The sequence below is a fragment of the Streptomyces sp. P6-2-1 genome (assembly GCF_050613165.1).
In the GTDB taxonomy this organism is placed as follows: domain Bacteria; phylum Actinomycetota; class Actinomycetes; order Streptomycetales; family Streptomycetaceae; genus Streptomyces.
The window spans coordinates 1,608,513-1,630,800 of sequence record NZ_CP192513.1; the positions used below are offsets into that span (position 1 = coordinate 1,608,513).

Annotated in this window: 23 protein-coding genes and 1 pseudogene; 13 read left to right on the forward strand and 11 right to left on the reverse strand. The window is 74.0% G+C overall.

Features of this window, described 5'->3' with window-relative positions:
• Positions 1-552 (reverse strand): hypothetical protein, encoded by a 552-nt coding sequence (locus ACQYWQ_RS07070; RefSeq protein WP_431039412.1) that lies wholly within the window; start codon positions 550-552, stop codon positions 1-3.
• Positions 553-614: 62 nt separating this feature from the next.
• A pseudogene (locus ACQYWQ_RS07075) lies at positions 615-713 on the reverse strand (DUF6578 domain-containing protein); the annotation flags it as partial.
• A gap of 156 nt (positions 714-869) precedes the next feature.
• Here ACQYWQ_RS07075 and ACQYWQ_RS07080 point away from each other — a divergent pair.
• Entirely contained in the window at positions 870-1,676 is an 807-nt protein-coding gene (locus ACQYWQ_RS07080) for a site-2 protease family protein (protein ID WP_431033058.1), read from the forward strand.
• Between the two features lie 15 nt (positions 1,677-1,691).
• On the opposite strand, the gene ACQYWQ_RS07085 is transcribed toward ACQYWQ_RS07080, so the two are convergent.
• Both ACQYWQ_RS07085 and npdG read right to left on the reverse strand, forming a co-directional pair.
• Complete coding sequence (locus ACQYWQ_RS07085) at positions 1,692-1,883, reverse strand: hypothetical protein (RefSeq protein WP_431033059.1); 192 nt, start codon at positions 1,881-1,883, stop codon at positions 1,692-1,694.
• Between the two features lie 113 nt (positions 1,884-1,996).
• The gene (npdG, locus tag ACQYWQ_RS07090; RefSeq protein WP_431033060.1) at positions 1,997-2,704 is read right to left on the reverse strand and encodes an NADPH-dependent F420 reductase; all 708 of its coding nucleotides are present in this window, start codon (positions 2,702-2,704) and stop codon (positions 1,997-1,999) included.
• Between the two features lie 107 nt (positions 2,705-2,811).
• Here npdG and ACQYWQ_RS07095 point away from each other — a divergent pair, with 107 nt between their 5' ends.
• Both ACQYWQ_RS07095 and ACQYWQ_RS07100 read left to right on the forward strand, forming a co-directional pair.
• On the forward strand, positions 2,812-4,131 hold the full coding sequence (locus ACQYWQ_RS07095) for an MFS transporter (protein ID WP_431039088.1): 1,320 nt from the start codon (positions 2,812-2,814) through the stop codon (positions 4,129-4,131).
• 74 nt (positions 4,132-4,205) lie between these two features.
• Positions 4,206-4,643 (forward strand): nuclear transport factor 2 family protein, encoded by a 438-nt coding sequence (locus ACQYWQ_RS07100; protein ID WP_431033061.1) that lies wholly within the window; start codon positions 4,206-4,208, stop codon positions 4,641-4,643.
• A 23-nt stretch (positions 4,644-4,666) separates the two neighbouring features.
• Here the strand turns inward: ACQYWQ_RS07100 and ACQYWQ_RS07105 are convergent, their stop codons facing one another.
• Positions 4,667-4,900, reverse strand: a complete 234-nt coding sequence (locus tag ACQYWQ_RS07105) for a hypothetical protein (RefSeq protein WP_431033062.1) — start codon at positions 4,898-4,900, stop codon at positions 4,667-4,669.
• Between the two features lie 163 nt (positions 4,901-5,063).
• Between ACQYWQ_RS07105 and map the strand changes: the two genes are divergently transcribed.
• Together map and ACQYWQ_RS07115 are read left to right on the forward strand one after the other, a co-directional pair.
• Positions 5,064-5,921 carry a type I methionyl aminopeptidase gene (map, locus tag ACQYWQ_RS07110; RefSeq protein WP_431033063.1) on the forward strand — a complete coding sequence of 286 codons (858 nt, stop codon included), beginning with the start codon at positions 5,064-5,066 and terminating at the stop codon, positions 5,919-5,921.
• 170 nt (positions 5,922-6,091) lie between these two features.
• Positions 6,092-6,766 (forward strand): heme oxygenase (biliverdin-producing), encoded by a 675-nt coding sequence (locus tag ACQYWQ_RS07115; RefSeq protein WP_431039089.1) that lies wholly within the window; start codon positions 6,092-6,094, stop codon positions 6,764-6,766.
• A gap of 101 nt (positions 6,767-6,867) precedes the next feature.
• On the opposite strand, the gene ACQYWQ_RS07120 is transcribed toward ACQYWQ_RS07115, so the two are convergent.
• The 4 genes from ACQYWQ_RS07120 to ACQYWQ_RS07135 form a co-directional block, all read right to left on the reverse strand.
• A complete protein-coding gene (locus ACQYWQ_RS07120; protein ID WP_431033064.1) occupies positions 6,868-7,230 on the reverse strand; it encodes an SH3 domain-containing protein in 363 nt (120 codons plus the stop codon).
• Positions 7,231-7,501: 271 nt separating this feature from the next.
• Positions 7,502-8,173, reverse strand: a complete 672-nt coding sequence (locus ACQYWQ_RS07125; RefSeq protein ID WP_431033065.1) for a PhzF family phenazine biosynthesis protein — start codon at positions 8,171-8,173, stop codon at positions 7,502-7,504.
• Positions 8,174-8,481: 308 nt separating this feature from the next.
• Complete coding sequence (locus ACQYWQ_RS07130; protein WP_431033066.1) at positions 8,482-10,095, reverse strand: HtaA domain-containing protein; 1,614 nt, start codon at positions 10,093-10,095, stop codon at positions 8,482-8,484.
• Between the two features lie 116 nt (positions 10,096-10,211).
• A complete protein-coding gene (locus ACQYWQ_RS07135) occupies positions 10,212-11,675 on the reverse strand; it encodes an HtaA domain-containing protein (protein WP_431033067.1) in 1,464 nt (487 codons plus the stop codon).
• A 198-nt stretch (positions 11,676-11,873) separates the two neighbouring features.
• Here ACQYWQ_RS07135 and ACQYWQ_RS07140 point away from each other — a divergent pair, with 198 nt between their 5' ends.
• The 7 genes from ACQYWQ_RS07140 to ACQYWQ_RS07170 all read left to right on the forward strand — a co-directional run bounded on the left by ACQYWQ_RS07140 (position 11,874) and on the right by ACQYWQ_RS07170 (position 19,380).
• Positions 11,874-12,926, forward strand: a complete 1,053-nt coding sequence (locus ACQYWQ_RS07140; protein ID WP_431033068.1) for a heme/hemin ABC transporter substrate-binding protein — start codon at positions 11,874-11,876, stop codon at positions 12,924-12,926.
• A complete protein-coding gene (locus tag ACQYWQ_RS07145) occupies positions 12,923-14,071 on the forward strand; it encodes a FecCD family ABC transporter permease (protein WP_431033069.1) in 1,149 nt (382 codons plus the stop codon). The genes ACQYWQ_RS07140 and ACQYWQ_RS07145 overlap by 4 nt, the downstream gene beginning before the upstream one ends.
• Complete coding sequence (locus ACQYWQ_RS07150; RefSeq protein ID WP_431033071.1) at positions 14,068-14,907, forward strand: heme ABC transporter ATP-binding protein; 840 nt, start codon at positions 14,068-14,070, stop codon at positions 14,905-14,907. The genes ACQYWQ_RS07145 and ACQYWQ_RS07150 overlap by 4 nt, the downstream gene beginning before the upstream one ends.
• A 188-nt stretch (positions 14,908-15,095) precedes the next feature.
• Positions 15,096-16,244: an iron uptake system protein EfeO gene (gene efeO / locus ACQYWQ_RS07155; RefSeq protein WP_431033072.1), complete on the forward strand. Its 1,149-nt coding sequence runs from the start codon at positions 15,096-15,098 to the stop codon at positions 16,242-16,244.
• The gene (gene efeB / locus ACQYWQ_RS07160) at positions 16,241-17,503 is read left to right on the forward strand and encodes an iron uptake transporter deferrochelatase/peroxidase subunit (protein ID WP_431033073.1); all 1,263 of its coding nucleotides are present in this window, start codon (positions 16,241-16,243) and stop codon (positions 17,501-17,503) included. Before efeO ends, efeB begins: the two co-directional genes overlap by 4 nt.
• A 10-nt stretch (positions 17,504-17,513) precedes the next feature.
• On the forward strand, positions 17,514-18,404 hold the full coding sequence (gene efeU, locus ACQYWQ_RS07165) for an iron uptake transporter permease EfeU (protein ID WP_431033074.1): 891 nt from the start codon (positions 17,514-17,516) through the stop codon (positions 18,402-18,404).
• Entirely contained in the window at positions 18,379-19,380 is a 1,002-nt protein-coding gene (locus tag ACQYWQ_RS07170) for a hypothetical protein (RefSeq protein ID WP_431033075.1), read from the forward strand. The genes efeU and ACQYWQ_RS07170 overlap by 26 nt, the downstream gene beginning before the upstream one ends.
• A 33-nt stretch (positions 19,381-19,413) precedes the next feature.
• Here the strand turns inward: ACQYWQ_RS07170 and ACQYWQ_RS07175 are convergent, their stop codons facing one another.
• Positions 19,414-20,133 (reverse strand): bifunctional DNA primase/polymerase, encoded by a 720-nt coding sequence (locus tag ACQYWQ_RS07175; RefSeq protein ID WP_431033076.1) that lies wholly within the window; start codon positions 20,131-20,133, stop codon positions 19,414-19,416.
• 230 nt (positions 20,134-20,363) lie between these two features.
• Here ACQYWQ_RS07175 and ddaH point away from each other — a divergent pair, with 230 nt between their 5' ends.
• Positions 20,364-21,296: a dimethylargininase gene (gene ddaH, locus ACQYWQ_RS07180; RefSeq protein WP_431033078.1), complete on the forward strand. Its 933-nt coding sequence runs from the start codon at positions 20,364-20,366 to the stop codon at positions 21,294-21,296.
• Here the strand turns inward: ddaH and ACQYWQ_RS07185 are convergent.
• Complete coding sequence (locus ACQYWQ_RS07185) at positions 21,200-22,273, reverse strand: small ribosomal subunit Rsm22 family protein (protein ID WP_431039090.1); 1,074 nt, start codon at positions 22,271-22,273, stop codon at positions 21,200-21,202. The two genes, ddaH and ACQYWQ_RS07185, sit on opposite strands and share 97 nt — an antisense overlap.
• Positions 22,274-22,288 lie beyond the last annotated feature (15 nt).

Here is a 22,288-nt window from a genome sequence, read left to right on the forward strand (position 1 = left end):
TCAGGACGGGGATCGGCCGGGGGCTTCGGTTCCGTCGGTGAGCGGTTCGGCCTCGACCAGGATGCCGGTCTCGTCGATGCCGGGGAGGTAGCCGGTGACGGGGCCGGTCATGAGGCCGTCCCGCGTGTCGGCGTCGTCGGGGAGGCCGAGCAGCGGCTCGGGGTCGGCGAAGAAGGCCGGTGGGGCAGTGACCTCGCGGAGGTACGGGGGCTTGTCGGGGTCGGGCATGAGGCGACCCTCCCCGTCCGGCACCTTGGGCTCGCAGCGCACCCACATGCGGTGCGCCCGGAGCGGAAGGGGATCGCCGCCGGTGCCGTGGCCGCCGACGACGAGTTCGCCCCGCAGCCGTACGGGACCGGGGCCGGGTTCGAGGCGCGGCGCCCCGATCCGGGCGAGGCTCACGGGGCCGTAGGGCGTCACCAGGTCGAGCGACGGGCCCTCCTCGTCCTCGTCGTCCCCCTCCTCCGCGTCCTCCTCCTCGTCGGCGTCCCCCTCCTCCGCGTCCTCCCCCTCGTCGGCGTCCCCCTCCTCCGCGTCCTCCCCCGAGTCCACGTGCCGGGCCGCGCCCCCGTCCCGACCCGGCACTCGACGGTCTGCGGCCCCTCGTCCCGTGCCTCCGGCATGAGCGGCCACCGCACGGTGTCGCCCACCGCGAAGGGTTCGCCGCAGCACTCGAACTGCCGGCTCTCGTAGAAGACCTGCCGCCGTGTCATACCGCTGAGTCTGCCGGGTGAGGCAGGGCGCCCTGCGGAACCGGGCGGGACCGCGGCACGTTGGCGGGATAGCCCGCCCGTAGCGGGTACCGTCCTCGTACCCTTGCCCGAGCCGGTGTGCGAGCCGGGCCCGATCCCCAGTTCTGGAGCAGCCGCATGGCCACCGCGCACTCGCGCCCCGACCGTTCGGACCGGCGGGTCAGCCCCGTGTTCCTCGGCATCGTCGCGGTGGCCGCCGTATCGGGCTGGGCGGTGTGGACCGGCTACGCGGACGCGACGGCCTTCGCCGTGTTCCTCTTCGTCACCGCGATGTGGGTCGTCTCGCTGTGCCTGCACGAGTACGCGCACGCGCGGACCGCGCTGCACAGCGGGGACCTGAGCGTGGCGGCGAAGGGCTATCTGACGCTCAACCCGGCGAAGTACACGCACGCCCTGCTGAGCGTCGTGCTGCCCGTGGTCTTCGTGATCCTCGGCGGTTTCGGCCTGCCCGGGGGCGCGGTGTACATCGAGCGGGGCGCGATCAGGGGCCGCTGGCGGCACAGCCTGATCTCGGCGGCGGGGCCGCTCACGAACGTGCTCTTCGCCGTCGTGTGCACCGCCCCGTTCTGGCTGCACGCGCTGGACGGGGTGCCCAGGTCCTTCCAGTACGCGCTCGGCTTCCTCGCCCTGCTCCAGGTGACGGCGGCGATCCTGAACTTCGTGCCGGTGCCCGGCCTCGACGGGTACGGGGTGATCGAGCCCTGGCTCTCACGGAGCGTGCGGCGGCAGGTGGAGCCCTTCGCGCCGTTCGGGCTCATCGCGGTCTTCGCGCTGCTGTGGGTGCCGGAGGTGAACGTGGCGTTCTTCGACGCGATGAACGGGCTGCTGCGGGCGCTCGGGGTGCCGGAGTTCGACACGTACTGCGGAAGGAACCTGTTCCGGTTCTGGGTGGAGCGGGACCCGCTCTGCGCGCTCGGCGGGTGAGTCCCGGTCCGTGGCTCAGCCGGTGACGGGCGTTGTGGCCCGGCGCTCGGCCTTGGCACGGCGCACGTAGTACCAGCACATGTTGGAGGAGACCCCGGCGAGCAGCACCCACACGATCCCGAGCCAGCTTCCCTGCGTGAAGGAGACCACGGCGGCGGCGACGGCGAGGACGCAGACGACGAGGGCGTAGAGCGCGAGGCGGGGCATGGGGGTGGCTCCTTGTCGTGGACGGGCGGGCCTGCTGCCCGACCAGTGTCCCCCATGCCCCGATCGCCCCGCTCCGGGGGGCTTGCCACGAGGGCCCGGAGCGGTGGCGCGACTCAGACGTCCGTGACGCGCAGGCCCGCGTGGGCCTTGTAGCGGCGGTTGACGGAGATGAGGTTGGCGACGAGCGACTCGACCTGGTGCGCGTTGCGCAGCCGCCCGGCGAAGACGCCGCGCATCCCGGTGATGCGCTGGGCGAGTGCCTGGACGAGGTCGGTGTCGGCGCGGGCCTCGCCGAGCACGAGGACGTCGGTGTCGATGCTCTCGACGGCGGGGTCCTGGAGGAGGACCGCGGACAGGTGGTGGAAGGCCGCCGTCACGCGCGAGCCGGGGAGGAGGGAAGCGGCCTGCTCGGCGGCGCTGCCCTCCTCGGGCGTGAGGGCGTAGGCGCCCTTCTTGTCGAAGCCGAGCGGATTGACGCAATCGACGACGACCTTGCCGGCGAGGTCCTCGCGCAGCGCTTCGAGCAGCGCCTTGTGGCCGTCCCAGGGCACCGCGACGATCACGACGTCGCTGCGGCGCGCGCACTCCGCGTTGTCGGCGCCCTCGACGCCGTGCCCGATCTCGGCGGCGGCGCCCTCGGCCCGCTCGGCGGCCCGCGAGCCGATGATCACCTTCTGGCCCGCGCGGGCGAGCCGGTAGGCGAGGCCGCGCCCCTGGTCGCCCGTGCCGCCGAGTACGCCGACGACGAGACCGGAGACGTCGGGGAGGTCCCAGGGGTCCTTGCGGGGCGGCTTCTGCGCGTGATCGTCCGTGGTAGTCATAGCGGCAGCCTACTGGCAAGTAGGGGTGCGTTCCGCGCCGAAAATCGCTGGCACGCCGCTCGTCCCCTCCCTCATAGTCGTCCGTCGTGACCTTCCTCTCGCGGGTGCTGCCCGATCCGACGCCGTGGCGGACGCTGCCGGATTTCCGGCGGCTGTGGGTCCAGGGAGTGATCACGTCGCTCGGCGGCTTCATGGCGGTGGTCGCGCTGCCGCTCCAGATCAAGGAGCTGACGGGGTCGCCGTTCGCCGTCGGCGCGATGGGGCTCGCCGAGCTGGTGCCGCTCGTGGTGTGCGGGCTGTACGGCGGGGCGCTCGCGGACGTCGCCGACCGGCGCAGGATCATCCTGCTCACGGAGGCGGGGCTCGGGGCCCTCGCCGCCGTGCTGCTCGTCAACGCGCTGCTGCCGCACCCGCTGTTGTGGCCGCTGTACGTCGTGGCGGCCGGGGTCTCGGGGCTGAGCGGCCTTCAGCGTCCTGCGCTGGACGCGCTCATCGCCCGTATCGTCCCGCACGAGCAGGTCCCCGCCGCGGCCGCGCTCAATGCGCTGCGCTGGCAGCTCGGCGCCATCGCGGGCCCCTCGCTCGCGGGGCTCGTCGTCGCCTCGGCGGGCACGGCGACCGCGTACGCGTTGACGACCGCGGGATTCGTGGTCTCGGTCGTGTTGTGCCGACGCCTGTCCCCCGCGCCCGCGCGGGGGGCGAAGGCGCGGCCCTCGCTGCGCGGCATCGCGGAGGGGGCCGCGTACGCGTGGTCGCGGCCCGTCCTGCTCGGGACGTACGCGGTGGACATGGCCGCGATGCTCTTCGCGGTGCCCGACGCGCTCTTCCCCTTCCTCGCCGACGACCTCGGCGCGCCGTGGGCGCTCGGCTTCATGTACGCGGCGATCTCGGTGGGTTCGCTGCTGCTCGGGCTCACGAGCGGGTGGATCGGGCGGGTGCGCAGGCACGGGCTGCTCGTGGCGGGCGGCGCCGCCGTGTGGGGGCTCGCGATCGCCGCCGCGGGGTGGAGCACGAACGTGTGGCTGCTGCTGTTCTTCCTGGTGCTCGCGGGCGCCGGGGACATGGTGAGCGGGCTCGGGCGTTCGACGATCTGGAATCAGACGATCCCCGACGGCCTGCGGGGCCGCCTCGCGGGCATCGAAGTCCTGTCCTTCAGTACGGGGCCGCAGCTGGGGCAGCTGCGCGGCGGTACGGTCGCGGGCTGGTCGGGCGCGCGGACGGCGCTGTGGTCGGGCGGCGTGGCGTGCGTGGCCGCGGTCGGGCTGCTCGCCGCCGTACTGCCGCGGATGGTGCGGTACGACGCGGACACGGACCCCGACGCGGTGCGCCGCAGGGCCGAGAAGCGGGCCGAGCCGCTGCCCGTACCCGAACCCGAACCCGTACCGGCACCGGCACCGGCACCGGCTGCGGTCGAGGACCCGTCCTGAGGCCACGTGCCGTGCGGCACACGCTTTTTGCCACCCCTTGACCTCAAGCGGGCTTGAGGGCACAGACTCTGCCCATGACCGCGCGAACGGATCAGGCAGAGATCACCGCACTCGTCGACCGCTTCTTCCTGGCGCTCGACACCCGCGAGTTCACCCCCGGGTGGGCACGCGCCTACCTCACCGACGACGCGAGGATGGACGCCCCGGTGGGCGCGAAGCGGGGCGCCGAGGCGGTACGCACCGCCGAGACCGCCCTCCTGCGCTTCGCCCGCACCCAGCACTTCGCCTCGGGCGTCGTCACGGACGCGACCTTCGGCACCGACGACGCCACGGCCTCGTGGAACGCGTACATGGTCCATGTCCACCACTCCCCCGCCGCCGACCCCCTCTTCGTCGTGGGCGGCCGCTGGGAGGCCACGCTGCGCCGCACGCCGGAGGGCTGGCGCTTCAGCGCGATGACGGTCCACGTGGTGTGGACCCGGGGGGAGCCGCCGACGGCGGAGCCGGGCTGAACGAGCCGGACACCCCCACCCCTTCACTCCTCCTCGGGCCGGCCCCCGTCGCCCCAGCGCTCGTCGTTCTCCCACTCGCGGTTGCGTTCGGCCGCGCGGTCCATCGCGTGCTCGGCCTCCACCCGGGTGGCGTAGGGGCCCATGCGGTTCTTGGAGGGGCACTGGGGGCCCTCCTCGACCTTGTGGTGGTCCAGGCAGTAGTACCACTCGCCCGGTTTGCCGCTGCCCTGCTTGTCGCTCCTGCCGAAGAGAGCCATGCGCTGCGTCCTTCCGCGGTCCTGCCCGGTGCTGCCCCCGGGCCCGGGTCCCATCGTGCCCGAGATCGGGCCGCTCGGTCGGATCGGATTCCGCAGCGGGATTCCGCCTCCCGGTCCGCGGTCACCCCGGACCCCCGGCGCGCGGCCGCCATAGACTCGCCCCATGTCTGGCCAGTCATTTGTCGTAAGCGGAAAGATCTCCCCTCCGCGGGGCGTCCCCAAGGACATCCCGCGCCCCGAGTACGTCGGGAAGCCCGCGCCCACGCCGTACACCGGGCCCGAGGTGCAGGACGCGGAGACGGTCGAGAGGATGCGGGTCGCCGGGCGGATCGCGCGGCGGGCGATGGACGAGGCGGCGAAGCACATCGCGCCCGGCGTCACGACCGACGAACTCGACCGCGTCGCGCACGAGTACATGGTCGACCACGGCGCCTACCCCTCGACACTCGGCTACCGCGGATTCCCGAAGTCGCTATGCACCTCGGTCAACGAGGTCATCTGCCACGGCATCCCCGACTCGACCGTGCTGCGCGACGGCGACATCGTGAACCTCGACGTCACCGCCTTCAAGGACGGCGTGCACGGCGACAACAACGCGACCTACCTCGTCGGCGACGTGGACGAGGAGTCGCGCCTGCTCGTCGAGCGGACGCGTACCGCGCTCGACCGGGCGATCAAGGCCGTGCGCCCCGGGCGGCAGATCAACGTCATCGGGCGCGTCATCGAGTCGTACGCGAAGCGGTTCGGCTACGGCGTCGTACGGGACTTCACCGGGCACGGCATCAACTCCTCCTTCCACTCCGGGCTGATCGTGCCGCACTACGACAGCCCGCACGCCACGACCGTCATGCGCGAGGGCATGACGTTCACGATCGAGCCCATGCTCACGCTCGGCACCTACGACTACGAGCAGTGGGACGACGGCTGGACCGTCGTGACGAAGGACCGCAAGCGCACCGCCCAGTTCGAGGAGACGCTCGTCGTGACGGCGACGGGGGCGGAGATCCTCACGACGCCCTGAGCCGAACGGCGGCGGCGCGCGCCGCGCGGAGTTTTACCGACAGCCCGTCGGGAACCCATTGACTTAGGCAAGCCTAAGTTAGATGATCGTGCCTGGTTCCCCCACGCTTCGGTACTTCCTTCACGCCCTGGAGGTCCTCCTTGGACACCTCGACGGACGTCTCCCCCGGCATCCCCAGCGACGCCGGGTCCGCTGAGACCCCCTTCTCGACCGTCATCCGCACCGCCTCGCACGCCCAGCACACGGAGGCCGAGAACTCGACCTTCATGAGCGACCTGCTCGGCGGTCGACTCGGCGTGGACGCCTTCGCGCGCTACACCGAGCAGCTCTGGTTCGTCTACCGCGCCCTGGAGGAGCGCTCCGCCGCGCTCGCGGACGATCCCGTCGCCGGGCCGTTCGTCGACCCGGGCCTGGCCAGGCTCCCCGAGCTGGAGCGCGACCTCGCGCACCTGCGCGGGCCCGGCTGGCGCGCGGGTCTCAGCGCGCTGCCCGCCACCGAGGAGTACGCGGCGCGCGTCGCCGAGTGCGCGGCGGGCTGGCCCGGCGGGTACGTGGCGCACCACTACACGCGCTACCTCGGGGACCTCTCGGGCGGGCAGATCATCCGCGACAAGGCGGAGCGGACGTGGGGGTTCGCGCGCAAGGGCGACGGGGTCCGCTTCTACGTCTTCGCGTCGGTCCCGAACCCGGCCGCCTTCAAGCGCGGTTACCGCGAGCGGCTCGACGCGCTGCCGCTCGACGCGGTGGAGAAGGAGCGGGTCGTCGACGAGTGCAGGCGCGCCTTCGCGCTCAACACGGGCGTCTTCAGGGCGCTCGGCGAGGAGTTCCCGCTCGCGGCGGCGTGAGCCGCGTACGCCCCCCGTCCAGCGGCCCGGACGGACGACGGCCCGGTACCCCCTGCGGATGGCAGGGAGTACCGGGCCGCCTTGCCGGTCCCGAACGGGGCTCAGTGGTCGGTGCAGAGCTTCACGTGGGACAGGTTCTTGACGTAGCGGGCCGCGACCCAGCCCTTCGAGCCCGTGCGGTACCAGACGCTGTTGCCACCGACCGGCTGGCCGTGGATGACCTTGCAGCGCAGCTCGATGATCGCGCCGGGCTTGACGGTGCGCAGGACCTTGGAGTTGGTGGTGGGCTTCTCGCGGACGTTCAGTTCGATCTTCGAGACGACCTTGCCCTTGGCGTACGCGGCGGCGGCCTCGTTGCTGACGAGCTGGGTGCCGGACTCGTCGTTCGCGAGCGCGGGGGTCGCGAGGACGGTGCCGGTCAGCAGGACGCCCAGGAGAGCGGCGGCCGTGCGGGTTGCGCGCATGTAGTTCCTCCGTGCCGGTGCCCGGGCGGGTCCCGGGCCGTCACCGGGGCGTCGGCACCCCGGTCTCGTCCCTTGATCGCACGTGGTACGGGCCTGGGGCGTGCACGAAACGGCCGCTTCACCCGGGCGGCGGCGAGCGCACAAGGAGCGCGGGCCCCGCGAGGGGCGCGCCCCCTGCCTCAGCTCGCCGAAGCTTTGCCCGCAGCCGGTCGCGCCGTCAGGGCCCCTTTACCAGGGCGCCCCCGACGTGCCCTCGGCCGCGTCGGCCCTCTCACCGCGGCGCCCCGGCGAACCGCACCCGGCCGCCCAGCTCCACCAGCCCGTCGGGCCCGGGCGCCGTGAGGAGCTGCGAGCCCCGGCCCTGGCGGATGTTGAGCGCGCGTCCGAGGTGCGCCGTGAGCGCGAGCGCGGCCGAGCCGGTCGCCTCGTCCTCGTCGATGCCGTCCCCGCGCCCGGGGAAGCCCCTGGCCCGTACCCGGCCCGCCGTCTCGTCCTCCCAGGCCCAGGCGTACCGCCAGCCGTGCCCGGGCTCGGGCACGGGCAGCGCGTCGACCTCCTCCGGGCTGCCGTACCGGACGAGCCGGCGCCCTGTCGCCCACTCGGCGCGGGCGGTGATCCAGGTGAACTCGCCGTCCGAGCGGGCCTCGACGAGCCCGGCGGGCGGGGCGAGTTCCGGCAGGTCCAGGAGCCAGGCGCAGCCGACGACGGGGTGTCCGGCGAAGGGCAGCGCGGTGCCGGGGGTGCGGATGTCGAGCAGGCCGCGCTCGGGGTCGTCGACGAAGACGGTCTCGCTGTACCCGAGCCGGGCCGCGAGCGCCTGGCGCTCCGCGTCGCCGGGGACGCGCGCGCCGTCGCGCACGACGCCGAGCGCGTTGCCGTACCGCCCGGCGGCGTCGCAGAAGACCCGCAGGACGTCGAGGGCGGGAGTGCCTGGTGTGCTCATGCCCCGCATTGAACCGCATACGAGGGGACGGACGGGCGGCGCGGGGCCCGCCCGCTCAGGCCGCCAGGCCCGCACGCTCAGGCCGCCAGGCCCGCACGCTCGGGCCGCCGGGCCCGCCCGCTCGGGCCGCCGGGCCCGCACGCGAAGGGGCCGCGCCTCCCGGTCCGTACGGAGACGTGCGTACGGACACGGAAGGACGCGGCCCTCGGGACCGGTGAGTGGCCGCTCACCGGCCGGGAGGAGGGCGCGGCGGCGGGGCGGTCTGTCACGTGACGACAGCGGACCGCCCCGCCGCACCCGCCCTCAGGTCATGCCTGCTCGGCCAGGGTGTCGCGGCGGCGGCGCGCCACGTACAGCGCGCCCGCGCCCGCGGCGACGACGGCGGCGGCGCCGCCGAGGAGCGGCCCGGTGGGCAGGCCGGCGCCGGTGGAGGCGAGGGAGCCCGTGCCGCCGCTCGTGCCGAAGCCCGAGCCGCTCGCGCCGGAGCCCGTACCGCCCGCGCCCGCGCCCGAACCGGAGCCCGTGCCGCCGCCGTTGCCGTTGTCCGAGCCGCCGGACGGGAGGTCGGCGTCATCGCTCAGGGCGAGGCTGACGGTGACCGGGTCGAGCGCGTCACCGGCCTTGTAGATCGAGCCGGTCGTGTCGTTGGCGAAGGCCGCGGCGCCCGCGGCCGTGAAGGTCGCGGGAACCTGAGCGAGCGTCACGACGTCGTTCTTGACCGCGTACGAGGCCGAGGAGAGGTCGAGCTTCGCGAAGTCGACGTCGTCCTTGGTGCCCTGCGGAGTCGTGACGTCGAGCGTGAGGGTGCCCTTGGTGCCGCTCGTGACGACCTTGACGTCGCTGAACGTCATGTCGATGCCGTGCGCCTTGTACGTGAAGCGCACGCCGCCGTCGAAGGCCACGTCGGCCTTCTTCGCGTCGGCGTCGACGGTGCCCGAGGCGTACGGGAAGGTGAAGACCTCGCCGCTCTTCTTCGCGCCGCCGGAGACCTCGCTGCCGCCGCCCGTCGCGATGTACGTGCGCCAGGACTCCTTGAGACCCCAGGTCAGGGCGCCCTTGGCGACGGTCCCCGAGTCGGCCGGGGTCTCGCTCGGGTCGGCCGAGGGGCTGGGGGTCGGCTGGGCGCCGGGGTCCTTGCCCGGGTCCGTGCCGGGATCGGTGCCCGGGTCCGTGCCGGGATCGGTGCCCGGGTCCGTGCTGGGGTCGGGGGACGGCTCCGTGGACGGGTCGTCCGTGCTCGGCTCCGGCGAGGGCTCCGTGCTCGGGTCCGTCGGCTTCTCGCTGTCCGCCGTCACCGTGAGGGTCGCCGGGTCGAGTTCGGCGCCCGCCTGGTAGAAGCCCTGGAACGCCTTCGAGCCGTCGGCGGTGAGGGTGGCGGGGATGTCCTCGAAGACCATCGCGCCGCCCGCGCCCGAACCGGGCCGGATGCCTTCGAGGCTCAGGTCGGCGATGACGACGTCCTGATCGGTCGTCGTCTTGCCGTCCGTGACCGTCGTGACGTCGGCGGAGATGCCGCCGCCCGTCGTGGTCGTGGTGACCTGGAGGTCGCTCAGCTCGATGTCGAGGACGCCCTCATGGCCCTCGAAGTGCACGCTGCCGTTGAAGGCGGTGTGCGTGCCGTGGGTGGCGGTGTCGTACGTGCCGGTGCCGCCCGTGAAGGTGAAGGGGCCGTTGCCCGCCGCCTGCGTGGCGCCGTCGCCCGCGGTGATCTTGCCGTTGGCGATGGGCGAGAGGAGGTACTTGCGGAAGGACTCCTTGACGCCCCAGTCGAGCGTGCCGTCCTTGAGCTTGATGGCCTGCGCTCCCGCGGCGGGGGCGGCGGCCGACGCGGTGGGCAGGGTGAGCGCGCCGGTGCCGAGCGCCGCCGCCGTGGCGACGGCGGCCGCCAGGACGGTGGTCTTGCGGCGTCTGGTGACTGCCATGATGACGTGATGCTCCTCGGGTGGACCGTCCCCGCGCGGGGACGGTGGTGGGTGGTGGGGGTGGGGGACGGGGCCGCGGCGCGCGGGGCGTACGGCCCGCGGTCACTCGCCCGGGGTCACTCGCCCGGGGTCGTCCCCCCGGTGGCGTCCCCGGCGCCCGCGCGCGCCCTGCGCCTGCGGGTGAGCCCGTAGGCCGTGCCCGCCGCGGCGATCAGGACCACGGCCCCGCCGCCGACCGCGAGCGGCACGGCCGCTGAGTCACCGTCGGAAGCGGCCGCCGCGGGGCTTGCCGTGGGGGAAGGAGTGGTCGTGGCGGCCCGCGGCGCCGCGGAGGCGTCGCTGCCGATGTCGGGCAGGGCCGGGAGCTTCGCCGTGTCGTCCAGGGCGACGGCGAGCGAGACGGGGTCCATCGCCGTGCCCGCCGTGTAGACGCCGCCGAAGACCTCCGCGCCCTCGGCGGTGAGCTTCGCGGGGGCCTCGGTGAGCAGGACGAGCCCCTCGCTCCCGCTCAGCTTCTTCGCGTCGAAGGTGACGAGGGTGCGGGTACGGGCCTTCGCGCCGCCCGCGGTCACCTTCGCGCTGAGCGTGCCCTGGCCCGCGCGCACCTTCACGTGCGGCGCGGCGAGGCTCAGGTCGAGGCCGTGCGCGCCCGTGAAGCGGAGGGTGCCGGTGAAGTCCGCGTCGAGACGGCCGTTCTTCGCCTCGTACGTACCGGAGCCGCGTGGGAAGCGGAAGAGCGCTCCGCCGTCCTGGGCGCCGTCCTTGAGGGTCCACTCGCCCTTGGCGACCGGCCCGGTCACGTACTCGCGCCACGTGCGGCGCACGCCCCAGTCGAGCGCGGCGTCCTCGATGCGGCCCGCCTTCGCGGGGCTCGCCGTCTCCTTCCCGGGGCTTCGCGAAGGGCTCTTCGCGGGGCTCGGGCTCTTCGCGGGCGCCTTGGACCCGGCGGCCGCGAGGACGTCGACGGAGAGGGTGACGGGGTCGAGCGCCGTACCGGCCGTGTAGTACCCGGCGAAGGCGCTCGCGCCCTGCGCGGTGAGCGTCGCCGGCACGTTGGCGAGGCCGATCGGGCTGCCGCCGCCCTTGGTGTCGATCCCGCCGAGGTTCAGCGTGGCGAGCGGGACCTGGGCGCGGTCGCTCCACTGCCCGCTGCCCTTGGCCTTGCTCCGCATGTCGGCGTAGAGCGTGCCCGCGCCGTTGGCGATGCGGACGGTGGGGCGGCTGATGGTGAGGTCGAGTTCGTACGAGGAGCCCTTCTTGTGCCCGACGAAGCGCACCCCGCCCGCGAAGCTCGTGCGCAGCGCGCCGCTGTCCGGGTCGTACGTGCCGGTCGCCGACGGGAAACGGAACTGGCTCCCCCCGACCGTGCCGACCCCACCGCTCAGGCTCCAACTGCCTTGCGCGATGGGCCCGGTGACGTAGCTCTGGAACGAGGACTTGATGCCCCAGTCGAGCCGGCCGCCGCTCACCGTGCGCTCGGCGGCCCGCGCCTGGTGGAGCGGGAGCAGGGCGAGCGCGAGGGCGAGCGGCAGGGCGAAGGCCCCGGAACGTGCCGGGAGACGGCGCGAGGCGTGCTTCATGGACACCTTCAGAAAGGGGCGCACGGCGCCGGGAGGGCGTGCGGCGGTACAGGAGAGGGCCAAAGGGAAACGACAGGTCAACCCGGCAAAGCCCTGGTCAATGAGGTAAGGCTAACCTAATGTATGACAGGCGGTCCCGGGAACCCCCCGGCTCCCGCACGACACAGCACGAACCCAGCACGACAGGATGGTTGATCGGTGCGCACGCAACTGAGGCCGTCGTTCACGGCCCGCCTCCGGCTCGGCGCCGCTCTGCTCGCCGTACTCGCCGTCGCGGCCTGCGGCACGGACGGCGGCTCCGGCGGTACGGGGAACGGGGGCGCCCCCCGGGCGTCGGCGAGCGCCGCAGCGCACCGCGACCGCGTCGAACCGCTGCCGGACAAGCCCACGCCGCACCTGCCCGCGCGCGTGAAGTCGGCCGACGGGCACACCGTCACGGTGAAGGACGTCTCGCGGATCGTGCCCCTCACGGGGAGCATCAGCGAACTCGTCTTCAGCCTCGGGCTCGGCGGGAACGTCGTCGCGAAGGACGTCACGGCGACCTTCGAGCAGGCGAAGAAGCTGCCCCTCGTGACGCGCGCGCACGACGTCTCGGCCGAGAACGTCCTCTCGCTGCACCCGACCCTCGTCCTGGCCGAGTCCACGACCGGTCCCGCCGAGGCGATCGCGCAGATACGCGACGCGGGCGTCCCGCTCGTGATCCTCGATCCCGCGAAGAGCCTCGACGACGTCGACAAGCGCATCCACGCCGTGGCGAGGACGCTCGGTGTCCCCGAGGCGGGCGACCGGCTCGCCAAGCGCACCGACGAACGCCTCGCCGCCGAGCGCGAGAAGATCCCCGCGCACGCCGACCACCCCCGCGTCGCCTTCCTGTACCTGCGCGGCACGGCGTCCGTGTACCTCCTGGGCGGCGCCGAGTCCGGGGCGAGTTCGCTCCTGGAGGCGGCGGGCGCGGTGGACGCGGGCAAGGAGTCCGGGCTGCGCAAGGACTTCACCGCGATCACGAGCGAGGCGCTGGCGAAGGCGGCACCGGACGCGATCCTCGTCATGACCAAGGGACTCGCGTCGGTCGGCGGCGTCGACGGGCTCCTGAAGATCCCCGGTGTCGCCGAGACCCCCGCGGGTCTCGACCGCCGCGTCGTCTCGGTCGACGACGGCGTCCTCCTCAACTACGGCCCGCGCACGGACGAGGTCCTCGCGACGCTCGTGGACCAGCTGTACGGGAAGACCGGCAAGGGCGGCAGGGGATGACGGCCACCGAGGCGGTACGGGACGGCGACGAGCCCGTACGGCAGGGAGCGGAGCCCGTACGGGACACACCCCCCGCGCCCCCCACACCCGCCAGGGCCCCCGCGCCCGCCAAGGCCCCACGGCCCGTCACCCGCGTCCTCACGCCCGCGCTCGTCCTCGGCCTCCTCGCCCTGTGCCTCGTCTCCGCGAGCATCGGCGCCTACCACATCCCGCTCGGCGACCTCCTCGCCTCGCTCGCGCACAAGGTGGGTGCCGGCGGGCACGCGCTCGACCGCGTCGGCGAGAGCGTGCTGTGGAACGTGCGGCTTCCCCGGGTCGTGCTCGCGCTGCTCGTCGGGGCCTCGCTGGGCTGCGCGGGCGCGCTCATGCAGGGCGTGTTCGGCAATCCGCTCGCGGAGCCCGGCGTCATCGGGATCTCATCGGGCGCCGCCGTCGGCGCGGTCGCGTCGATCGCGCTCGGCATCGACTTCCTGGGGAACTGGACGGTTTCGGTCTTCGCCTTCGTCGCGGGCCTCGCGACGGTCCTGCTCGTCTACGCGCTCTCGCGCTCGGGCGGCAGGACCGAGGTCGTGACACTGATCCTCACGGGGATCGCGGTCAACGCCTTCGCGGGCGCCCTCATCGGCCTGTGCGTCTTCTTCGCCGACAACGCGCAGGTCTCACAGATCACCTTCTGGCAGCTCGGCTCCCTCGCGCAGGCCACGTGGCCGAAGGTCCTCGCCGTGCTGCCGTGCGCGCTCATCGGGCTCGCGGTGGCGCCGCTGTACGCGCGCAAGCTCGACCTGCTCGCGCTCGGCGAACGCCCGGCGCGGCACCTGGGCGTGGACGTGGAGCGGCTGCGACTCGTCCTCGTGCTCGTCGTGGCGCTCCTGACGGCGGCCGCCGTCGCGGTGTCGGGGATCATCTCGTTCGTGGGGCTGCTCGTGCCGCACCTGCTGCGCATGGCGGCGGGCCCCGGGCACCGCTTCCTGGTCCCCGCGAGCGCGCTCGGCGGGGGGCTCGTCCTGGTGGGCGCCGACCTCGCCGCCCGTACCGTCGCCGCGCCCGCCGAGCTGCCGCTCGGGGTGCTGACGGCGCTCTTCGGCAGCCCGTTCTTCTTCTGGCTGCTGCGCAGGACCCGTCGCAAGCAAGGAGGCTGGGCATGAGGTGGTACGGATCGGTCGGCCGCGCCCGGCGGCTGCCCGCGCGGCCGGCGCCGGGCGAGACGGTGGCACGTGCGCACGGTGTGGGGCTCGGGCTCGGGGGGCGCCCGGTGCTGAGCGGTGTCGAACTGCCCGTACGCGCGGGGGAAGTGCTCGCGCTCGTGGGCCCGAACGGGGCGGGCAAGTCGACGCTGCTCGCCGTGCTCGCCGCGGACACGCGGCCGCACGAGGGCACCGTGGAGATCCTCGGACGCCCGGCCGGCGAGTGGAGCGCGGCCGAACTCGCTTTGCGCCGTGCCGTGTTGCCACAGGCGGCGACGCTGTCGTTCCCGTTCGCCGCCGAGGAGGTGGTCCGGATGGGCCGCGCGCCCTGGGCGGGCACGGAGCACGAGGAGCAGGACGAGGCGGCGGTGCGCGAGGCGATGGCGGCGACGGAGACGGCGGGGTTCGCGCCGCGCCCCTTCTCGGCGCTCTCGGGCGGTGAGCGCGCCCGTGTCGCGCTCGCCCGCGTCCTCGCCCAACGGGCCCCGCTCGTCCTGCTCGACGAGCCGACGGCCGCGCTCGACCTCCGCCACCAGGAGCTCGTCCTGCGCGTGTGCCGCGAGCGCGCGGCGGCCGGCGACGCGGTCGTGGTGGTGCTGCATGACCTCGGCCTCGCGGCCGCGTACGCGCACCGCGTCGCCGTCCTCCACGACGGCCGCGTGACGGCGGACGGGGCCCCCGCCGAGGTCCTCTCGGCGGATCTCCTGACCGAGGTCTACCGGCAGCCGGTCGAGGTGATCCCCCACCCGGCGACCGGCAGCCCCTTGGTGCTCCCCGTGCGCGCCTCCCTCAAGTGACCCGAAAAGACCAGCACTTAACCCCTCCTTGACCTCTTCATGACCTTTCGTCATGAATGAGAGCCAGATCACGAGACGCCGGTGTTCCGGTGAGGTAAGGCTCAGCTAAATTAGGCTCGCCTCACCGGCACTCCCCTCCTCCCGGTGGCCCCTGCGTGGCCGCCGCCTCGTGGTCCTGGAGCACTCTCATGCGTCCCCTGCGTCGTCCCGTACTCGCCGTGCTCACCGGCGCCCTGGCCCTCGGCGGGCTCACCGCCTGCACCGAGAAGAGCGCGGCGAAAGCGGGCGAGGACGGAACCATCGGCGTCACCGCCGCCGACACCGCCTGCGACACGACGGCGAAGACGGCGAGGGCGGGGAAGGTCACGCTCGCCATCGCGAACAAGGGCAAGCGCGCGACCGAGGTCGAGATCGTGCTGCCCGACGGGCGGATCGTCTCCGAGAAGGAGAACATCGGCCCCGGCACGAAGTACACGCTCACCGCCGAGGTCAAGGCGGGCAGTTACGAGATCGCCTGCCGCCCCGGCATGGTCGGGCACGGCGTGCGGCAGCGGCTCACCGTCTCGGGCAAGGACACCGCGGCGAAGCGGGACCCGCGCCTGGACGCGGCGGTCTCCGCGTACCGCGACTACGCGCAGGACCAGGCGGACCAGACGCTGCCGAAGGTCAAGGTCTTCACGGACGCGATCCGCGCGGGCGACCTGGAGGCGGCGAAGAAGGCGTACGCGCCCTCGCGCATCGGCTGGGAGCGCACCGAGCCCGTCGCCGAGTCCTTCGGCGACATCGACCCGAAGACCGACACGCGCGCGGACGGCCTGGAGAAGGGCCAGAAGTGGACCGGCTGGCACCGCCTGGAGAAGGCGCTCTTCGAGGACGGGAAGATCGGCGCCGAGGAGAAGACCCTCGCGACGCGGCTCGACGCGGACCTGAAGGACTGGCAGCAGCGCGTCGGCCGCGCCGTCATCACGCCGACCTCGATGGCCAACGGCGCCAAGGACCTCCTCGACGAGGTCGCGACCGGCAAGGTGACCGGTGAGGAGGAGCGCTACTCGCACACCGACCTCGTGGACTTCAAGGCCAACGTCGAGGGCGCCGAGAAGGCGTACACGCTCCTGAAGCCGGGCGCGAAGGCCAACGACCCCGGGCTGACCACCCGGCTGGACGCCCGATTCGCCGCGCTCGACAAGCAACTCGACGCCTACCGGCCCGACAAGGACTCCTACGACTTCACCCCCTACGACAAGGTGAAGGAAGCCCAGCGCAAGAAGCTCTCGGACGGCGTCAACGCGCTCGCCGAGCCGCTCTCGAAGCTCGCCGCGGCGGTCGTGGGGAAGTGAGCGCGCGGGAGCGGGGGGCGAGGGAGCGGGAGGCGCGGGAGCGGCCCTCCAGAAGGAACGTGCTGGGCTGGGGCGGGGCCGGGCTCGTGCTCGGCGCGGGCGCGGCGGCCGGTACGGCGGTCGCGCTCGACGGCGGCGACCCGGGGGCGGCGCCCGCCGCCGTGCCCTTCCACGGCACCCACCAGGCCGGGATCGCCACGCCCGTCCAGGACCGTCTGCACTTCGCCGCCTTCGACGTGACGACCACCGAACGCGCAGACCTGGTCGCCCTGTTGAAGGAGTGGACGAGGGCGGCCGCCCGCATGACCGCCGGACACGCCGTCGGCGAAGGGGCGTTCGGCGCGGACGAGGCGCCCCCGGACGACACGGGCGAGGCGTACGGGCTCTCCCCCGCACGCCTCACGCTCACCTTCGGGGTCGGGCCCTCGCTCTTCACGCGCTTCGGGCTCGAAGACCAACGGCCCGAAGCACTTGAGGAGTTGCCCGCCTTCCCCGGGGACCACCTGGAGAAGTCCCGCAGCGGCGGCGACCTGTGCGTGCAGGCGTGCGCCGACGACCCGCAGGTGGCCGTGCACGCGATCCGCAATCTCGCGCGCATCGGTTTCGGCACCGTCGCGATCCGCTGGTCGCAGCTCGGTTTCGGCAAGACCTCGTCGACGACTCCCGGCGCCGAGACCCCGCGCAATCTCTTCGGGTTCAAGGACGGCACCCGCAACATCGGGAGCGAGGAGCACGCCGCGCTCGACGAACACGTGTGGGTCCAGGACAAGGACGGGCCCACGTGGCTCACCGGCGGCTCGTACCTCGTCGCACGCCGTATCCGCATGAACATCGAGGTGTGGGACCGGACGTCGCTGCGCGAGCAGGAGGACGTCTTCGGGCGCACGAAGCGGACCGGGGCGCCCGCCGGGAAGCTCGCCGAGCACGACCCGGTGTCCCCGCGCGCGATGCTGCCCACCGCGCACGTACGGCTCGCCCGGCCCGAGGCGCACGGCGGGCACCGCATCCTGCGGCGCGGCTACTCCTTCACGGACGGGACGGACGGGCTGGGCCGCCTCGACGCGGGCCTGTTCTTCCTCGCGTACCAGCGCGATCCCCGGACCGGTTTCCTCCCCGTGCAGCGTGAACTCGCCCGGCACGACGCGCTCAACGAGTACATCCAGCACGTCGGTTCGGCGCTCTTCGCGATCCCGCCCGGGGTGCGCGACGCCCACGACTGGTGGGGGCGCGCGCTCTTCACCGCACCGGCCAAGGACTGAGAGGCCCCCCATGTTCGCCAACTACCTCATCGGGCTGCGCGAGGGCCTCGAAGCGAGCCTCGTCGTCTGCATCCTCGTCGCCTACCTCGTCAAGACCGGCCGCCGCGAGGCGCTGCGCCCGGTGTGGACCGGGGTCGTCGTCGCCGTGCTCCTCGCGCTCGGCTTCGGCTGCGCGCTCACCTACGGCTCCAGGGAGCTGACCTTCGCGGCGCAGGAGGCCCTCGGCGGCTCGCTGTCGATCGTCGCCGTCGGGCTCGTGACGTGGATGGTCTTCTGGATGCGGCGCACGGCCAGGCACCTGAGCAGCGAACTCCAGGGCAAGCTGGACAAGGCGCTCGTCATGGGCACGGGCGCGCTCGTCCTGACGGCGTTCCTCGCGGTGGGCCGTGAGGGACTGGAGACGGCGCTGTTCGTGTGGGCGTCCGTGCAGGCGTCGAGCGACGGCACGCACGGGCCGCTCATCGGCGTCGTGCTCGGCCTCCTGACCGCCGTCGTCCTCGGCTGGCTCTTCTACAAGGGCGCGGTCCGCATCAACCTCGCGAAATTCTTCCTGTGGACCGGCGGGATGCTCGTCGTCGTCGCGGCGGGTGTCCTCGCCTACGGCTTCCACGACCTCCAGGAGGCCGGGTGGCTCGGCGGCCTCACCGACCTCGCCTTCGACATCAGCTCCACGATCCCGCCCGAGTCCTGGTACGGCACGCTCCTGAAGGGCGTGCTCAACTTCCAGCCCGACCCGACCGTCCTCCAGGTCACGGTGTGGACGCTGTACCTCGTACCGGCACTCGGGCTCTTCCTCGCCCCGGTAGGGTTCGGGCGCAGCAGGGGCAAGGGCGGCGGGGAGAGGGTGACGGGAGCCGATGAGGGCAGCGCGGAGGATGCGGGGACTTCTGCGGCGGGGTGAGCGGGCGTACGGGGCGCGCGGGGTGCGGGGGCGGTACGGGGCGCGGGGCGGGCTCCTGGCGCTCGCGCTCGCGCTGACCACCACCGGCTGTGTCACCGTGCACGGGGAGACGGCGCTCGTGCCGACCGCGACGCGGGGGGAGGCGGCGACCGCGCTGAAGCGGTTCAGGGCCGCGTACAACGAGGCGGCGCGCGACCTCGACCCGGCGAAGGACGCGGCCGTGCTCGCGGGTCCCTTCGGCGCCATCACGCAGGACACCTTGCGCGCGCGCAAGGCCCAGGACCCGTCGAGCGGCCGCAGGGCGAGCCCGCTGGAGGTCTCCGACGTGCGCTACCTGATACCCAGGCAGCGCGGCTGGCCGCGCTGGTTCGTCGCCGATACGGACACCAACCGCGACGTGGACGAGGACCCGGCACGCGACACGCGCTGGCTCTTCCTCTTCACGCGCTCGGGGCCCGAAGCGGACTGGCGGGCCACCTACCTCGCGATCCTCTCCCCGCGCGAGATACCGAAGTTCCGTACGGACGGGGACGGGTACGTCGTCCCGGCGACGCCGGGGGCGCTGAGCCGCGCCTACGCGACGTTCCTGAAGGACGGCAAGGGCGAGCGCTTCGCTCCCGGGCAGCACACGACGGGCTGGCGCGAGCAGCGCGCGAAGAACGCCGAGCGGCCCGGCTGGACGATCCAGTGGGCCGACGAGCCCGCCGACACGGGCAGCTTCCGCCCGTACGCGCTGCGCACGGCGGACGGCGGCAGCCTCGCCTTCTTCGCGAGCCGCCACTACGAGCGCCGCACGGGCGCGGCGAACGTCTCCGTCGTCCCGCCGCTCGCGGCCAAGCCCCTCCTGAAGGGCCGCGTGGACCGCTCGTACACGCTGGAGTACACGTCCAACGCGACGGTGCGGGTCCCGGCTTCGGGTGGTCCCGCCGTCTTCCTCAACCGGCTCCAGGGGCTGACGGGCGCGGAGGGCGGCTGAGGCCGCGGGGGCGGCTGAGGCCGCGGGGGGCCGTCACCACCCCTGCTCGTCGGCCGGTGTCCCCGCCGCCACGGCCTCGGCGTCCGTGAGGGCGGCCAGGAGCGGGAGCGGGTCGACCAGGGGGTGTTCGGGGCCGCGCAGCCAGCTCACGCCGAGGCCGTCGCCCGGCAGGCGCGCGGGCGGGACGAGTACGTAGCTGCCGCGACAGTGCCAGCGCAGGCCCGGGTGCTCGTCGACCGACTCGGGGTGCGAGTCGAGTTCGCAGGGCCAGTACTCGTCCTCGTCCTCCGGGGTTCCCCGGGTCGCCGTGAAGAAGAGCATCCGGCCGTCGTCGCTCACCGCGACGGGACCGACCTCCGTGCCGTCCCCGCTGTCGGCGAGCCGGGCGAGGAGCCGCTCGCCGATGCCGTGGGGCACGTCGAGCACGTCGTGGACCATGCCGGTCGCCGTGATGAAGTTCGCCTCGGGCGCGGCGGCGGCCCAGCGCTCGACCTGCGCGCGGTCGTGCGTGGACTGGGTCTGCCAGGCGAAGGAGACGGGGTGCCTGCCGGGCGTGGGGCAGCCGACGCGCTCGCAGGAGCAGCGGTGCCCCACCGGGTGCGCGGCGGGGGCGAGCGGCAGCCCTGCCTGGGCGACGGCGAGCAGCAGCGCGGTGCGGTCCTGTGCGGGGGGTTCACCGCCGGGGGGCTGTCCGGTGGCACGCCGCCACCACTGTGTGAGCCTGCCCGGCCGCCGGTCGTGCGCTGCGCCCATCTCACCTCTCACTTCGTCCTGGTGATCCGTCTATGGTGCCACCAGTGCGGGGTGATCACGGACCGGGCCCTTTCGGGCACCCTGTCACGACGTTCACCCGTTCGGCGCGCAGACCGGTGGGCGGGGGCTGCCGCACGATGGCCGTGCCGGGCCCGGGTGGCGCGGCGGCGGGCCGCACGGCCGGGTGCGGGCCCGCGTGATCTCCGTACTCCCCGTACGAGGAGGTTGCCGTGATCCGTACAGCGAGCGCCCGCGAGGCGAGCCCGCGCCACTACCTGATGTGCCCCCCTGAACACTTCGACGTCCGTTACGCGATCAACCCCTGGATGGACCCGGGCACGCCCGTGGACCGGGCGCGGGCGCTCGCGCAGTGGGAGGGGCTCGTGGCGTGCTACCGGGCGCTCGGGCACACGGTGGACGTGCTCGCGCCCGAGCCGGGGCTGCCCGACATGGTGTACGCGGCGAACGGGGCGACCGTGGTCGGCGGGCGGGTGCTCGGGGCGCGGTTCGCCTTCGCCGAGCGGGAGCCGGAGGCCGCGGCGCACCGGGCGTGGTTCACGGCGCGGGGCTGGGCGGACGTCGGCGTGCCCGTGCAGGTCAACGAGGGTGAGGGGGATTTCGCCGTGACGGGCCGCTGGCTGCTCGCCGGGCACGGCTTCCGTTCCTCGCCGCTCGCGCTCGGCGAGGCGCAGGAGTACTTCGGGCGCCCGGCGATCGGCCTGGAACTGGTCGACCCGCGCTTCTACCACCTGGACACGGCGCTCTCGGTGCTCGACGCGGAGCGCGAGGAGGTCGTGTACTTCCCCGGTGCCTTCTCGCCCGGCAGCCGTGCCGTACTCGCCGCGCTCTTTCCCGGCGCGCTCCTCGCGACCGAGGCGGACGCGCTGGCCCTGGGCCTGAACGCCGTCTCGGACGGGCGCCACGTGGTCCTCCCGCGCGAGGCGGACGGCCTCTTCGGGCCGCTGCGGGAGCGGGGCTTCGACCCGGTGGGGGTGGAGCTGGGCGAGCTGGTGAAGGGCGGCGGGAGCGTGAAGTGCTGTACGCAGGAGCTGCGGCCCGCGCCGGTTCAGTCCTCGGTACCGCCGCCCGCGTCCTCGCCGTCCTCCGCCGCTTCGGCCGGGGGCCACGCGTCGCCCCAGTCGATGTCACGGGCGGCCCGGTAGCGGGGGCCCTGGCGCTTCGTGACCGTCGCGCGGCGCAGGGCCTCGTCGGGCTCGCACAGGTCGAGGATGACCTGGCCCTTGCGGATCTGGGGGCGGCGCAGGACGCGCGTGGGGACGCGCTCGGGGGTGGCGCGGGTGGCCGCCACGTAGGCGAACTTCTCGTCCTCGTAGGGCAGGGAGCCGCCCTTGACCTGCCGGTGCAGCGAGGAGCGTGCGACGCGGGCCGAGAAGTGGCACCAGTCGCGGCCCGGCTCGATCGGGCAGCGCCCGTCGTGCGGGCAGGGCGCGGCGACGTGGAGCCCCGCGGCGAGGAGGCGGTCGCGTGCGGCGAGGACGCGGGCGTAGCCCTCGGGGGTGCCGGGCTCGGTGACGACGACCGCGCCGCCGGGGGCCGTACCGATCGCCGCGAGCGCGGTGTCGACGACGGCGGCGCGGTCCGGCTCGGTCAGCTCGCCGAGCACGTACGAGATCGTGACGAGGCCGGCCGTGGGGGCCGTGCCCGTGCCGACGTCCGTGCCGACGCCCGTGCCGATGCGGTCCTGGGTCCAGCGGGCGCCGCGGACGGCGGGCCAGGGCGCCGCGGCGGCGAGTTCGGCGCCGAGGTCGAGTGCGGGGCGCGCCCAGTCGACGACGGTGACGGGCCGCTCCCCGTCCCACGTCGCTCCGGCCGCCCATACGGCGGCGCCGGTGCCGCCGCCGATGTCGAGGTGGCTGCCGGGCAGCCAGCCGGGCAGCGCGGTGGCGAGCGCGCCGAGCGCGGCGCGCATCGCCTCGAAGGTCGCGGGCATCCGGTACGCGGCGTAGGCGGCGACGTCGGAGCGGTCGCGCAGGACGGGCGCCCCGGTGGGGGTGCGGCCCCGGTAGTGCCCGATGAGCCGGTCGACCGACCGGGTGGCGGCGCGGGTGGGGAGGCCGTCGAGGAGGGAGGCGAGCGCGGCGCGCAGTACCTCGGACGGGGCGTGGTGCGGGTGGGTCACCCCGGGATCGTTCAC

Coding starts and splice junctions, on each gene's coding strand:
- ACQYWQ_RS07085 (WP_431033059.1), bottom strand. CDS start 1,883: ATGCCCCGCCTCGCGCTCTACGCCCTCGTCGTCTGCGTCCTCGCCGTC.
- ACQYWQ_RS07125 (WP_431033065.1), bottom strand. CDS start 8,173: ATGAGCACACCAGGCACTCCCGCCCTCGACGTCCTGCGGGTCTTCTGC.
- ACQYWQ_RS07130 (WP_431033066.1), bottom strand. CDS start 10,095: ATGGCAGTCACCAGACGCCGCAAGACCACCGTCCTGGCGGCCGCCGTC.
- ACQYWQ_RS07150 (WP_431033071.1), top strand. CDS start 14,068: ATGAGGTGGTACGGATCGGTCGGCCGCGCCCGGCGGCTGCCCGCGCGG.
- ACQYWQ_RS07170 (WP_431033075.1), top strand. CDS start 18,379: ATGCGGGGACTTCTGCGGCGGGGTGAGCGGGCGTACGGGGCGCGCGGG.
- ACQYWQ_RS07120 (WP_431033064.1), bottom strand. CDS start 7,230: ATGCGCGCAACCCGCACGGCCGCCGCTCTCCTGGGCGTCCTGCTGACC.
- ACQYWQ_RS07080 (WP_431033058.1), top strand. CDS start 870: ATGGCCACCGCGCACTCGCGCCCCGACCGTTCGGACCGGCGGGTCAGC.
- ACQYWQ_RS07145 (WP_431033069.1), top strand. CDS start 12,923: ATGACGGCCACCGAGGCGGTACGGGACGGCGACGAGCCCGTACGGCAG.
- map (WP_431033063.1), top strand. CDS start 5,064: ATGTCTGGCCAGTCATTTGTCGTAAGCGGAAAGATCTCCCCTCCGCGG.
- efeO (WP_431033072.1), top strand. CDS start 15,096: ATGCGTCCCCTGCGTCGTCCCGTACTCGCCGTGCTCACCGGCGCCCTG.
- ACQYWQ_RS07135 (WP_431033067.1), bottom strand. CDS start 11,675: ATGAAGCACGCCTCGCGCCGTCTCCCGGCACGTTCCGGGGCCTTCGCC.
- ACQYWQ_RS07100 (WP_431033061.1), top strand. CDS start 4,206: ATGACCGCGCGAACGGATCAGGCAGAGATCACCGCACTCGTCGACCGC.
- npdG (WP_431033060.1), bottom strand. CDS start 2,704: ATGACTACCACGGACGATCACGCGCAGAAGCCGCCCCGCAAGGACCCC.
- efeU (WP_431033074.1), top strand. CDS start 17,514: ATGTTCGCCAACTACCTCATCGGGCTGCGCGAGGGCCTCGAAGCGAGC.
- ACQYWQ_RS07105 (WP_431033062.1), bottom strand. CDS start 4,900: ATGGCTCTCTTCGGCAGGAGCGACAAGCAGGGCAGCGGCAAACCGGGC.
- ACQYWQ_RS07175 (WP_431033076.1), bottom strand. CDS start 20,133: ATGGGCGCAGCGCACGACCGGCGGCCGGGCAGGCTCACACAGTGGTGG.